The following is a 14714-nucleotide window of genomic DNA, read 5'->3' as shown; positions in this document are numbered from 1 at the left end:
ATTAAAATATCATATTCTGCTTGAGTTGTATTAGAGTTGAGCATGTTGTGGAACCTTCAATTTTTAATAATATTTATCAAAGCTACTGGGCTGAATTATGCGATAAGATTCGTTATAAATTTGGCTCAGGCCCGCCAGATCCTGAAGATATTGCGCAGCAGGCTTTTATTCGTTTTTCTGAATATAAAACGGATAAACCGATTCAAAATCCGAAAGCTTTAATTTACACCATAGCGCGTAATTTAGTGATTGACGCGCACCGTTCAATGCAGCGGCAAAATAATATGCTAGAAGATATTTTTAACGAATTGGAACTCGCCCCACTTGAGCAAATCTCAACCGAGCAAGCTGTGCTTGAACAAGAAAAAGTAGACGTAGTCAGCAGGGCGGTTTCTGGTTTGAATGCAAAACAGCAAAAATTGTTATTTGAAACCCGAATTGAAGGCAAAACATATCAAATGTTAAGCGATAGCTTAGGTTATTCGGTCGCGGATATTTGCCGAACATTAGAAAAAGCTAACTTAGTGATCACTCAAGCGTTAATGGAGTGGGAATCTCAATCATCGTCTGTTGAAATAAAACCGGAATTAAGCAGGAAAACTTTATGAGCTCAGCCAATATAGAGCAGGCAAGTTACTGGCTGAGCATCATCCAAAGCGGACAAGCCAGTGAACAACAAAAAACAGAATTTAAGCAGTGGTTAGTTGCCGATAAACAGCATGAACAGGCTTTTCGTCAGGTGTATCAGGCGCAAAGCCTAACCAGCTACAGTGAGCCTATGGCTGACAAACTGGCTGATAATTTAAAATCAAAACCAGTGCCGGAACAAAGCAATACCAAACAAGCGGTAGCAGCAGCTAAAACTGTTAAATCAAATGTTTGGCGTTATTTTTCGGCTGTTGCTGCTAGTGTATTACTGGTGATATTTTTCTGGCAAACACAGTTAACCCCAGCTCAACCACAAACTATGGTGTATCAAGCCGGAAAACAAACAGAAACAGTTCATTTAGCTGACGGAACTGTGATTACATTAGGTGCTGGCACTCAATTAAGCGTTAGTTTTTCAAAAAATAGCCGAGATTTAATCTTAAGCTCTGGCGAGGCTTATTTTAAAGTCGCACATGACAGCCTAAGACCTTTTAATATTCAAAATCAAAATGCACTGGTTAGTGTATTAGGTACTGAGTTTGAAATTCAAAACCATGACAAAGCTACTTTGGTCAATGTTCAATCGGGTCGGGTAGCGGTAACGGCGCAAAATCAGCGGGTTGAAATTACTCAGCAGCAACAGGTTGTTGTAGATAGCCAGAAACAGCTAAGTCCGGTTATACAACTTGAGCAGCAGCAAATTGCTGCTTGGCGAATGCAGAGATTTGATTTTGTAAACCGGCCTATTGGTGAGTTAATTGATGTGTTAAACCGGTATTCGGACTCCCAATATAAACTGGCTACACCGGCTATTGCCCAGCAAAAAATTACCACCTCATTTGCAATATCTCAGGTTGAGCAAGTTTTAAATGGCTTGGCGATTACCCATTCTATTCAATGGCGCAAAGACAGTCAGGGCATTATCTGGCTGACAATGTAAATCACCAGCAGAGCTAATTATGCAGCAAAAATTAACTCAACTTAATTTTTATAGCTTGTTAGTGTGTTGCTGGTTTAGTTGGGTATTGCCGGTTTATGCAAAGCCAGAGCCGAGTGTAAAAATATCCCCTCAACCATTAAATCAGGCGATGCAACAGCTCGCTAATCAGTATCATGTTGTGATTATTGCCGCGGCTGATATTACCCAAAATATTCAGCTAAAAGCAGCGCAGGCTGACTCTGTGTTTGCTGCATTAACTTTAGCTTTGGCTGATACTCATCTGGAAGTGAAACAAGGGCAAAACGACTCTGTTTTAATTACTGCTAAGCATTTTTCTGCTGCGAAAAAAATGCATCAACTGGATACCAAATTAGAGACTCCACTGCAGACAATTGAGCAGTTAACGGTAATTGGTAGCCGTATCCGAGGTGCTATGCAGCGCCATACTTCACCCGTGATGAAAATGGATCGTCAAATTTTAGATATTAATGGGGTGAACAACGGACGGGATATTTTAATGAGTTTGCCACAAAACGGAGATGTTAAATTTAATGAAAATGTGACTGAAGGTGGCATTAATACTGCGCGAGGGGACATTGCTTCAATTAATTTAAGATCAACCGGTAGTGGTAATACATTAATGCTGATTAATGGCAGACGGATGGCGCTACACCCGGGCTATCAGTCTGAAAACTCAGTGCCGGTATTAACACCAAACATTAACGAAATCCCCGCTTTAGGGATTCAAAATCTGGAAGTTTTAGCTGATAGTGCATCAGCATTATATGGTGCGGATGCTGTAGCTGGGGTGGTTAATATTAATATGGCTAAGCAAGTTGAAGGCGCGTATTTAACGTTAAGGGGAGCCAGAGCGCCTTTAATTGATAAAAACGAAACCAGTTTAGGGCTAAATGCAGGGCTTTATTTTGGTGACTCTGAGCAAGGTAAATTTAATTTTTTTGCCGGAATGCAAACCCGAAACTCTGTGCCGACAAAAAAATTGGCGCAGGCGGCTTCTTCAAACCGGATGCAGCTAGTTGACGGAACTTTATTTGAAGGCAAAAGCGGGTTTGATAACCGAAGCCCAATTGGTGGATTTGCCAGTTTACAAACCCTAAGTGAACAGCCACTTACAACCATTGATGGCCAAAACATATCAAATGCTAATGGCATTTTGCATATTCAACACCAGCAAAATGATGGCTGCCGATTAAGTTATATTAATCAACTTTGTTTTGATGACGGCTTGGTATCATCGGCAACCGATAGAAGCTTGTATTATGATATGGATGCCAACCGAGAGCTATATTCAAAACTTACCCGTTATAATTTATTTAGTAATTTAAGTTATCAGCTCAATGAGCAAAGTGAGCTGTATGCCGAACTGAGTTATTATCAAGCAATTACAAAACGCTTTAGTGAATCACCACGGGTACTGGATAGTGCCAGAATCGTGATTCCTAAAACCAATTATTGGAATCCGTTTGGCGCAAAAAAATTTGCTGACGGGCGTGTTAATCCAAATCGATTAAACTCGGTCGATATTCCAGACGAAGGCATAGATTTAGTGCTTTATCATTACCGGGTGTTAGATGCCGGTAATCGCTTTGGGGTAGTTGAAAACTCAAGTTATCGCTGGTTATTGGGGAGCCGTGGTTGGTTGGGTAACTGGGAGTATGATACCGCTATTCTGCACTCCAGAGCGCAAAGCAAAGATACAATTTATAATGCGGTTTCTAATACATTATTTCAGCAGGCATTAAGTTTAGCTACGCCAGATGCTTATAATCCGTTTAATGGTGCTTGGGATTATGAAACTACCGACTTCTCAACTGATTTAACCCCAAATTCAGTGCATATTATTGACTCAATTAAAACCAAGATAAATAAAACCGGAGTAAGTAAACTTAGCTTAGCCGACTTTAAATTATCTAACCCCAATGTTTTAAGTTTACCAGCGGGGCCTTTGGGGATTGCCGTTGGTGCTGAATACCGAAACGAAAGTGTATTTGATAACAGAGGGCAAGCACTGGATGGTACGTCTCCTTTTATTGATTCAGTTAGCGGTTTTTATTCGCAAAGTGACTCGTTAGGTGACAGCGCCACCAATGATACTTTGGGTAAACGTAATGTCGTTTCAGCCCATTTAGAATTAGCCGTGCCTTTATTAAGTAGCGAGATGAAACTCGATTTGGTTGATTCTTTAGACTTGCAGTTGGCTTTTCGCTACGAAAGCTTATCTGATGTGGGTCAGGTGGTTGTGCCTAAACTGACATTAAGCTGGTGGTTAACACCGGACTGGATGATTAAAACCATGTGGGGAAAAGGATTTAAAGCACCTAATTTAATTCAAAATAATAGTCAGGGAGTTGCCCGTCAGTCATCGACTATTGATTATGTGTCTTGTGCTGCTAACTCTGGTTTAGCAAATTTATCTGCGTGTAGTGGCTCGCCACGGGAAATTACGCTGGTGGCTGCAAAACTCAAACCTGAACACTCCATTAGTAAAACGATTGGACTTAGTTATTTACCTGCTGATATTAAGCAGTTGGCGATTACGGCTGACTATTGGCAAATTGAGCAGCAAAGTGTTGTTGGGCGATTAGGTGGCAGTAATCAAACCGCTTTAGATTTAGTTTACCGGCTTAACGGGTCTTTTAATCCTAATGTACAAAGGGCTGAGCCAACACCAAGCCAGCTAGCTTTATATCAGGGAACAGGAATTGAAGCCGCCGGTGATATTTTATATGTTAATGATCCTTTCCTTAATTTAGATTTAAGAACAATTAAAGGCGCAGATTTTACCTTGAGCTATCGGCAAGATAATGATTTGGCGACTGTGAACTATAGATTAAATTTAGCCCGGCTATTAAGTTACACCCAAGAGTCGGGTGAGCTGTTTAATAAAGTTGCAGCTTTGGGTATTGCCAGTGTTCAAAATACTCAACAGGTTGGCATTAATGGTAATCCTAAGTGGCGCGGAAATGCTCTGATAAGCATGCAAAAAGATAACTGGGTATTGGGCGCATCGCTCGATTATATTGCTCAGTTTAGTGAATCCAGCATTAGCCGAGTCGATGAAAACGGACAAAAACATTATTGGCAAATAAAACCTTGGTACAGATTAAATTTATATTCGCAATTTAATCTGAATGGTTTTTTTGAAAAATCACCCCATCAAAAATCAACCGAAATAACCTTAGGGATTAAAAATTTATTGGATAAAAAAGCACCGCTGGCAGATGAGAAATATGGTTTTTTTGGGGCGGTGCATAATCCAGATGGCAGAACTTTTTATCTTCAATTCTCGCAGCAGCTTTAACTCAACTCCAAATACCCTTTGTTTGTGTCATTTTAATGAAGCTATTTTTATTTTTGGCAGAAGCTTAATTTAAGCTTTTATTAAAGTTTAAAAAAGTCTGAAAAAATCGAAAAGTCGGGTCGTCATGGTTATGAATCCTCATTGAGGCGCACATTTAAATAACTTTACAAGGTAATAAATAACCATGAGATACAATTTAAACCCTTTAACTAAAGCGTTAAAGTTTGCGTTATTAACGTCAGGTTTTATGGCGGCAAATTTATATGCTGCACAGGCGAATACACAAGTTGAACAAACAAAAGTTAAAGCCAGCGCAAAACAAACAGAAGATACAAACAGTGTAGAAGAAATGGTTGTTTATGGTAGTGAATCTACCATGATGACGCCTAAAACATCTAACTTGGTTGATTCTTATTCTGTTCCTGATATCGAATCTACGTTAACTGACGATACCATTACTTCGTTAGTGCAAAATATTGTTGGGGTGAGTGTAGTTGAAGATGCAGATGAACCTCGCTGGGTAGTTATTCGAGGGATGGATTCTGATTTAAACCATACCACAATTGACGGTATTTCAGTTGCGTCAATTGGTCAAAATGGTTCGGGCGATCGCCGGGTAAATACGCAACTTATCCCAAGTGATTTAGCTGCCAGAACCGATATTTATAAAAGATTTACTGCCCGTCAGGAAGCCGGTGCAATTGGTGGTCAATTAGATATTGTTACTCGCAGAACTAAATCAAATGATGATCACTACATTCAACTTAGAACCGAATCTAACTACTCTGATTTTGATGGCAGTGATGGCCGTAATACTTTAAAAGGCACAGATACAACATGGGGACATGGTGGCCGCTTGTTATACCGTAACCGATTTGGCGAAAACGAAGAATTTGGTTTGTTAATGTCAGCGACTTATCAAGAGCGTGGTCGTCCTGCTGAAAAACGTTGGCCGAACCGTTTCCATTATTTTAACTTACCTGAAAATGGTGAAGCTACCTACATGGGAAGTATGAGTACATCTCTTGAAGGTCCACCTGAGGGGTGGGATGGCACAAAAGTGCCTTACGATTTTTATGGCGGTTCATATACTAATTTACTACATCGTAGTGGCGGTGTTGCTAAATTAGAATGGTTTCCAAGGTTTGCAGATTTATATGTATCTGCTCAGGCGTATCAGTTCCGCTACTGGGAAGACAGTACCATGAACAGTGATGCATTATATTCACGAAATAATGATCCGCTTGAAATTAACAAAGATACAGGTTCAGTGTTAATCAACAGTGTTTATCACCGCACTCGTCATAATCAGTGGGAGCGTAATAATAAAGGTTTATTAAGCACACTTGAATATCGCACTGGAGATCATGCGTTAGACGTTAAGTTAGGTGTGAGTAAAGAAACCTTTGACGACTCGCAATATTATTTTGAAATACGTAAGTACCCGCGGGTAAATGCAAACTGGGACTATCCGTCACTTTATGTCGATTATGCTTATGTCAGTGATGGCTCGCATAAAGCGGTTGGAGTGCAGGCATCTGATGGTTCAGATCCGTTTGAATCTGTTATTAACTTACAAGATTGGGAAATGAGCCAAGCTTATATACAAAGCAACTCTTCATCGCAAACATTGGTCGATTTAAAGTTGGACTATGCATTTAACTATGACGATGAAGACCAAGGCTTTGGCATTGCGGTTGGGGTTGAAAACCGAGATGCAGAGCTTGAAAAGAACTTAGACAGAACACATCACAATTATTTTGATGAAAATGGTAAAGCGATACGTTTAGCTGCTCCTTATGTCATGCGCTCTGGACATAAACCAGAGTGGTTAAGTGGTAAGCATGAGTGGGTTTGGTTAAACATTAAAGATTTTATGGCAGATGTTTTCCCAACGTTTGCAAATATGGAAAACAATAAAGTGGATGCTTTGGTTCAAAAATCGGTTAATGATTCTGCTTTATATGATTACGCATACGATGAACAAATTTTTGATGCTTATGCGTCATTACGCTGGGCAAATGAAAACACAATTGTTGAAGCCGGGGCTAAATATGATGAGGTGAGTTATGATGCAATGACCCCTCAGTTTTTGGATGGCGATTATACTGAAAATCGTGATTTCACCGGTGGCTATGACAAACTTTTACCATCGTTAAATATTACCCATAAATTAAACTCAGACGCGAAAGTTTTATTCTCTGTGAGTCAGACAATTGGGCGTCCTATGCCTTCTCATATCGCCAGAGCAACCAAATTATCTGTTGGTTGTACCGGTGGTGAGTTAGAGATTGAAGAAAGTTTTGAAGATGGCGAAGAAGGTGACGGCATTTCTTCTTGCTCAATTAACATGGGTAACCCAGATTTAAAACCAAGAGAAGCAACTAACTATGATTTATCTTATCGACAGTTTTTTATGGATGATAAAGCCATGGTTACCTTGGGGGCTTTTTATAAAGAAATCAGCAATGATATTTTTGATTATAAAAGCGTAAAAATGTTGGAAGATGACAGCCGTTTAATTGTTAGACAGCCCAGAAATGCTGAATCATCTCAGGTTAAAGGTTTAGAGTTTGCATTTAAAACCGAAGGATTAAAGTTGGGTGTTCATAAATTCAACTTAGATTTTAATCTGACTCATATTAAAGCCGAGATGAACTATTTAATTGATGGCGAAAATGACGGTGAAACTATTAACCAAACCATAGATCGACTCAAAGACCAGCCAGAGTGGATGGCTAATGCGGGTATTACTTATTATATTCCGGCAATTGATGGTGGCACTCGATTAACTGCAAGTTATTACGGAAACTATTTATATAGCCAATCAGCAGAAAGTCGCTGGCAAGATGTTTATCGTGACGAGCGCACAACCGTAAACTGGTCTTTATGGCATAACATCACTGATAACATTAGTTTCAAATACTCTTTGTATAATTTGTTGGATGAAAAGCCGACTTATTTACAAACCGATGGTGCATTAGATCAAGTTAAACAGGTGGATGATTACGGTCAAAGATTCAAGTTTAACGCAACTATTACATTCTAGGAGTGAGTATGAAATCGATTGATCGTCGTACCTTACTAAAAGCTATCGCCGGTTTAGGTGGTGCGGGTGTTATAGGTAGTTTTTTTCCATTTAATGTGATGGCCTTAACGGGTGAAAGACGCGGTATTTTTGAATATCCGAGTTTTAAGATCAATCCTTTTCAGTTGGGGGTCGCCTCTGGCGATCCTGCAACTGATGGGTTTGTAATCTGGACTCGTTTAGCGCCAGAGCCTTTGGCTGAACATGCGGGCATGAATATGGTGCCGATTCGAGTGAGCTGGGATGTAGCAGAAGATCCTAATTTCAAAAAAATTGTATTAAGCGGTAAAACGGTCGCAGCTCCAGAACTGGGGCATAGTGTGCATGTTGAAGTTGAAGGGTTAAAACCAAACCGTGAATACTGGTACAGATTTAACTGCGGCGGTGAAAAAAGTTTATACGGGCGCAGTAAAACTTTGCCTTTAGCAGGTAGCTCGGTTGATAAAATTAAATTTGCGGTTGCTGGCTGTCAAAGCATTGAACATGGTTATTATACTGCGTGGAATCATATTGCGAATGAAGATTTAGACTTTGTATTTCATTATGGTGATTATATTTATGAGTATAAAGATCATGGCATTGGCCCCGTGCCCAACCGCGGACAATTATGGCAGGAGATGCGCCAAACTGTCGGGCAAGAAATTTACAGTATCGAAGATTATCGCCGCCGTTATGCTTTGTACAAATTAGATATTAATTTACAGCGTGCACATGCTGCCGCGCCTTGGTTTGTGAGTTTTGATGATCACGAAATAGATAATAACTGGGCAAGCGATACTGATCAGGATGGCTCTCCAGCTCATATTTTTCAATTTCGTAAAGCAATGGCGTTTCAAGCATATTATGAAAATATGCCACTGAGATTATCGTCTCTGCCAATGAATAATGAAATTAAACTATATCGAAGTGCGCAATACGGTAATTTACTTAATGCGTTTATTTTAGATACTCGACAGTATCGTAGCGATCAGGTTGCTGGTGGCTCTAAAGCTTTAAATAAAGTAAAAGCTACTTTTTCTGATAAACGCACAATGTTAGGTGAAGCTCAGGAAAAATGGTTATTTAAAGGTCTTGAAAATAGTGATACCAAATGGAATTTACTTGCTCAGCAGGTGTTAATCGGTCATTTAAGTTATGGGCAGGATAGCGCCGGACAAGATCTGTACGGAATGGATGGTTGGTCTGGTTATTTGCATAGCCGACGCCGATTATTAAATCAAATAGAAAAACATGGATTGGGCCGCACTGTTATTGTTTCTGGTGATTCTCATCGCCATTATGCATGTGACTTAATGCAGGATAACGACGACAAAGTTATTGCCAGTGAGTTTTTAGCGACTTCGATTACTTCCGGCATGGATGGTAGTATGCAGGACGACTTTACTAACACAATTAACCAGCTTAACCCGCATTTAAAAGCGACAGTGAATAAGCGGGGTTATACACTGTGTACGGTAACCCCCGAATATTGGCAAGCAGACTTAAAAATTGTTGATAAAGTAATGACACCTGACTCGCCAATTCAAACCTACCGTAGTTTTGTTTTAGAGCAGGGCAAAGCGGGTATGAAACAGGTTTGAGCTTAATATAAACTAAGTTATCCCGTGCGTTAGGCAAGATTGTCGGCAGGTTTTATTTGCCGATAATCTTGCTGCATATACGCTCAATTGCATCGCAGGTTACCGCCATATTTTTTATTAGCTGTTATAAGAGTTTTTATGTTTTTAAAACTAATTTATTTTGTATTTATGCTTAGCTTTAGCGTTTGTGCGCTGGCTAAACCTTTAATTATTGCTCACCGTGGTGCCTCGGGTTATATCCCTGAACATACCTTGCCTGCGCTGGCTTATGCTTATGCTGCCGGAGCAGATTATATAGAGCAGGATTTAGTCTTATCTAAAGATGATCAGTTAGTTGTGCTGCATGATATTCATTTAGATACCGTTAGTAATGTCGCTCAGGTTTTTCCAAGTAGGCGGCGAAGTGACGGGCGTTTTTATGCGATAGATTTTACGCTGGCAGAGCTCAAACAATTACACCTGCATGAAAGAACTAACCTGAAAGGCGAAGCTGTATTTAAAAATCGCTATCAGGCAAATACCGAATTTAAAATAACAACTTTTGCTGAACAAATCGCATTTATTGCCCAACTGAATCGTCAAACAGGCAGAAAAGTAGGTTTATACCCAGAAATTAAATCACCTTTTTGGCATAAAGAGCAGGGTAAAGATATTTCCAAAGCGGTTATTAAGGTGTTACGCCAGCATAATTTAGATAAGGTTGATGCTGAAATTTATGTGCAGTGTTTTGATTTTAATGAGGTTAAGCGGCTTAAAAATGAATTAAACCTAAAGGCAAAACTTGTCCTGTTGATTGGTGAAAATAGCTGGCAGGAATCAGATACGGATTATGATTTTTTAAGAACGCCAGCCGGACTTAAACAAGTTGCTAAAGTTACTCAATTTATTGGTCCGCGTATTGAGCATTTAATTGACTTTAACTCAGGTCAAATAACTGATTTTGCCAAAAGCGCAAAAGCACTCAATTTAAAAATTCACCCTTATACCCATAGAGTAGAGACTTTACCTGTTAATTTATCTCAAAATGATATGTTTGATGTTTTGGTATATCAAATTGAGATAAATGGCTTGTTTACTGATTTTACTGATAAATTTTTTAAGTATTTATCCGCTCAGGAAAATAAATAGCTAAATTGATGCTGAATTTGAATTTAGCCAGACAATTCAAAATAAAATGAATGATATATACCCAGTAGCTTGGGTATATATCAAAAGAGTGTAGCGTTAATAATAATTGTGGACTAAAGCTGATAACTTACCGATAAACGAATGCTTCTTGGTTCAAATACATGGTAATGAATATCTTCAACCTCGGTTGTTTCTCCCGCCAGTTTAGAGGCGTATAAATAATCAATATCGTGATCATTACTGTCGGTTAGGTTTAAAATATCAGCAATAAATTTCCAGTTATTATATTGGTAACCCGCACGTAAATTGATAATTGAGCTGCTGCCAGAATAGACCGAGGCATCTTCAATTAACGGGCGTTTGCCAAAATGACGCAGGCGTAAACTGCCAAATAATCCATTATCAAATTTTGCATTTAACCCTGCTTGCAGCACATGCTCAATTGCTCCGGGAATATGATTTCCTTCGGGGGCTGTATCTGAAAATTCAGCATCGGTATAAGCATATTCAAAATCAGCGCTTAAATGTTCAGAAAAATAATAGTAAGTGGTTACTTCCAGTCCGTATCTTTCAGAACCTCGGCTAGCTTCTGTATTGCCCGCATCACCAACAAATAATAATTCGCTGTCTAGCGCTAATGACCAAAGTGCAATTGAGGTATTGAGTTTTTCATTAATAAAGCCGCGTAAACCAAGCTCATATCCAAAAGATCTAACCAAAGGATCAACTTGCTCAACTGTTGCACCATCGACTGGGTCAACAGTTATGGTTGTACCACGGGCATCATTTGAGTGAAAACCTTGTCCGGCTGAAAAATAGCTTTCCCAATCGTTATTAATGGTATAAATCAAGCTTGCTTTAGCTGAGGTTAAACTGTCGTCTGCTGCGCCATTATTTGCCGATAAATCTATACCGTTTTTATTGGTTCCGGCTAAATCGGTTACTTCAAAATCGTAATAGTCGGCTCGAACACCAAAGACAGAGCGTAAGTTTTCAGACCAGTCGATGCGGTTTTCCCAATAAGCGGCCGTACTTAACTCTGCAACTTTGTCACTACGAACCACACCTAAACGGTTTCTTTGTTTTGAGTGATATAAGCCAACTTCGTCAATATCATCGTAGCGGGTTTCAATCCCCAATTTATTTTGGACTGATAACCCTTGCCAGTTGTTTTGAGTTAAATAGTGAATTTGGCTGCCAAAAATAGAACGTTTATCAACTTGTTCAAACTGGTCGCCATTGGTGTCATCGTCCAAAAAATAAGTGAAGTTTGACCAGATTTGCATATCGTATTGAATCGCGTAGGCAGAGGCATGCCAATTATTGTTTTGCCAGTCAGCACTTAAACTATAACGGCTTGATTTACCGCCAAGCGAAGTATCAATAGAGCCAAGTTCGTCAATTAAGTCTTGTTTAACTGCACGAGAGGGGATTTGATCTGCACTGTTCCAGCTATTATCGTAAGCCATAAAGCTAACGGCGAATTCGCCTCCGGCCATTGGCTGAGAAAATTTAAGCAGTAAATTGGTTTTGTCTAAATCTTCGTTAATATCTTTCCACGGGCCATCGTATTGATTATATTCGGCTGCGGCAAATAAGTGGCCTTGTCCGGCTTTTATACTGTTCACCCCAACCAGCCTTAAATAATTGTCTTGTCCAATTGTGATTTCAGCTTCGCCTTTATCCGTTTTATTGGCGGTAAAAATTTGGGCGCTACCAGCGCCACTAAAATCACCTACATCGGCGTAATAGCCCCCTTTTTTATAGCTGAGTTTTTCAACTGCTTCAGGGATTACAAAATTTAAATCGGTATAACCTTGGCCATGACCGTGGGTGCGCATATTAACTGGCATACCATCCACAAAAGTAGAAAAATCAGTGCCGTGGTCTAAATTAAAGCCGCGTAAAAAATATTGATTTGCTTTGCCTGTTCCGCTGTGTTGAGTAACAACCATGCCGGGTACAAACTCTAAAATTTCGCCGGTTCTCAGTAATGGTCTTAATTCTATTTCTTGTTTACTTATAATGCCTTGCGATGCAGAAATGGCTTCGCCAATTAAATTAACCTGACGACCTTCTATTTGGATTGTTTCGGTTTTGGGGGTATCAGCCAAGGCCGGCAAACTAAGCGCCGTTATAATTGCGGTTGCAATTTTTTTCATTCGTTTTCCTGTTGTATTCATTTATTGGTATGATTGTGTGATTAATGGCATTATCTTGTATGCAAGAAAAACCGATAAGGGTTAGGTTTTATGAAAAATTTGGGTAAAGGATTAAGCCACTGGTTTGGTAACCGGCAAAAAACAACACAAGTGCCCAGTTTAGGGGTACGCGAAATTGAAGTTTTGCGCATTTTATGGCGTGAAGGGGAGTTATCTGCCCAGCAGGTTTTGCAATTTATTGAAAACGAAGAGATAAGCTTGAGCACCATGCAAAGCACATTGGAGCGTTTATTTCGGAAAAATTTATTAAGCCGCCAAAAATCAGGTCGTTATTATTTATACACTGCCAGTATTTCGCAAAGTGCCATAATTAGTGGTTTATTGCAGGATATTGCAAGCCAGCTTAGCGGCGGTGATATGGCGCCGATGATCTCTGGCTTTATTGAATATGTAGGTGAAGAGTCACCTGAATCATTGGAACAGGTTAAACATAGCCTGAGTGCTAAATCGCAAAAAACGGAAGATTAAAGTGCTTGCTCATTTGCCAGACGCTCTTTTTGTCTGGATTAGTTTTGTATTGTTATTTAGCTGGATTAACGCCGCTGGTTATGCTTTTGCCGGTAAACGGCTTAATGCACTGCCAGTTAAATATAAACTTAATGTGTTATTAATTTTTGCGGTATTTCCGTTAATTGCTGCCAGCTTAGTCTTGTTTTTATTCACTCAGCCAGATTTAACCCGATTGGTGATTGTGGGGCATTGTCATGGCCATAATTGCTCACCTCACTGGTTGCATTTTGATGACTCTAATCTGGAAAGTTTAATTTTTAATATTTCTGCTATTGTATTAAGTTTGAGTATTTTACTGCTAATAATCAAGCAATATATGGTAAGTAAGCGCTATTTAACTTTAATTGAGCAGTTTTCATCTACCCAACAAAATACACTCAATCATTCTGCTTATCGGGTGATCGAAACCGAGAATGCGCTGGCATGGTGTGCCGGATTATTTAACCCCAAAATATTTATTTCCAGCGCGCTTAAACAAAAATTAACCCCAGCAGAGCTTAATTTGGTATTAAAGCATGAATATATTCATGCCAGCCGGTTGGATAATTTAAGAAAATGGGTGATCCACTGGTGTTCGTGGTGCTGGCCAGCCAGCGTAAAAACTCAATTTCGCCAAGACTATTTATATAATACCGAGTTGCTCTGCGACTTATCCGCTATGGATTCTAGCTCAGCAGAATCTGTAGAAGTGCTGAAAAACTCTGTAAATAAATCACTCAATTTAGCCAGTTGTTATTGTGTGAATAACAAAACAAAAAACGCCAAAATCAAGCCGAATAATAAAACCGCGCAAGTGCGAGTTACCGACATAACAGCGCAAATAAAATTATTAGATAAAGCTGACTGGCAGTTAAAAATGTTTGGTTTTAGTTTGGTTTACCTTACGCTGAACATCATACTGATTATTTTGTCTTTGCATTTTGGCCACCCGTTTCTGGAATGGTTAGTGTGATAGCTTGAAACCGGCACGCTCAAATGGCTAGGGTCTGTTGATCTTTTGAGTGCAATTTTGCAGCAGTTTGTTTGGTATTTATCCAAGGCATAGCGATTGACGTGTAGTGAGCTACACAAATGAGCTATAAAGACTTTGTGCTCCTGCAAAGTCACCTTACCCCACATCCATGTGGGGCAACGCAGAATAAATGCCAAACAAACGCTGCCCTTTGGGTTCGTCCTAAATGCTTTTTACTCTTTGTTGCAGCATTTAGACTTAACCCATTAGGCCTTCAATGCTGCGCCTCGATTAAAAAGCATTTAGTTAGAACAAAATTTGTAC

At 39.5% G+C, this 14714-nt stretch carries 10 protein-coding genes; 9 read left to right on the top strand and 1 reads right to left on the bottom strand.

Annotated elements, in window-relative coordinates; translation table 11 throughout:
• Positions 1–47 precede the first annotated feature (47 nt).
• From N7931_RS05225 to glpQ, 6 genes are all read left to right on the top strand, one after another.
• Positions 48–608: an RNA polymerase sigma factor gene (locus tag N7931_RS05225; protein ID WP_262792446.1), complete on the top strand. Its 561-nt coding sequence runs from the start codon at positions 48–50 to the stop codon at positions 606–608.
• The gene (locus N7931_RS05220; RefSeq protein ID WP_262792444.1) at positions 605–1588 is read left to right on the top strand and encodes a FecR family protein; all 984 of its coding nucleotides are present in this window, start codon (positions 605–607) and stop codon (positions 1586–1588) included. The genes N7931_RS05225 and N7931_RS05220 overlap by 4 nt, the downstream gene beginning before the upstream one ends.
• Positions 1589–1607: 19 nt before the next feature.
• Positions 1608–4910: a TonB-dependent receptor gene (locus N7931_RS05215; RefSeq protein ID WP_262792443.1), complete on the top strand. Its 3303-nt coding sequence runs from the start codon at positions 1608–1610 to the stop codon at positions 4908–4910.
• Positions 4911–5094: 184 nt separating this feature from the next.
• Positions 5095–7959 (top strand): TonB-dependent receptor domain-containing protein, encoded by a 2865-nt coding sequence (locus N7931_RS05210; RefSeq protein ID WP_262792442.1) that lies wholly within the window; start codon positions 5095–5097, stop codon positions 7957–7959.
• An 8-nt stretch (positions 7960–7967) separates the two neighbouring features.
• Positions 7968–9578, top strand: coding sequence for an alkaline phosphatase D family protein (locus tag N7931_RS05205; RefSeq protein WP_262792440.1), 1611 nt, complete (start codon positions 7968–7970; stop codon positions 9576–9578).
• A 138-nt stretch (positions 9579–9716) separates the two neighbouring features.
• Positions 9717–10706 carry a glycerophosphodiester phosphodiesterase gene (gene glpQ, locus N7931_RS05200; RefSeq protein WP_262792438.1) on the top strand — a complete coding sequence of 330 codons (990 nt, stop codon included), beginning with the start codon at positions 9717–9719 and terminating at the stop codon, positions 10704–10706.
• Between the two features lie 113 nt (positions 10707–10819).
• On the opposite strand, the gene N7931_RS05195 is transcribed toward glpQ, so the two are convergent.
• Positions 10820–12868, bottom strand: a complete 2049-nt coding sequence (locus N7931_RS05195; RefSeq protein ID WP_262792437.1) for a TonB-dependent receptor — start codon at positions 12866–12868, stop codon at positions 10820–10822.
• Positions 12869–12958: 90 nt separating this feature from the next.
• Between N7931_RS05195 and N7931_RS05190 the strand changes: the two genes are divergently transcribed.
• From N7931_RS05190 to N7931_RS05180, 3 genes are all read left to right on the top strand, one after another.
• The gene (locus tag N7931_RS05190) at positions 12959–13396 is read left to right on the top strand and encodes a BlaI/MecI/CopY family transcriptional regulator (protein ID WP_262792435.1); all 438 of its coding nucleotides are present in this window, start codon (positions 12959–12961) and stop codon (positions 13394–13396) included.
• A gap of 1 nt (position 13397) precedes the next feature.
• Complete coding sequence (locus N7931_RS05185; protein WP_262792434.1) at positions 13398–14390, top strand: M56 family metallopeptidase; 993 nt, start codon at positions 13398–13400, stop codon at positions 14388–14390.
• Positions 14391–14509: 119 nt separating this feature from the next.
• The coding region (locus tag N7931_RS05180) for a hypothetical protein (RefSeq protein ID WP_262792433.1) at positions 14510–14714 on the top strand (205 nt) is incomplete at its 3' end.

The organism is Catenovulum sp. 2E275 (assembly GCF_025515275.1).
Lineage (GTDB): Bacteria > Pseudomonadota > Gammaproteobacteria > Enterobacterales > Alteromonadaceae > Catenovulum.
This window is presented reverse-complemented; position numbering and strand designations above follow the sequence as displayed.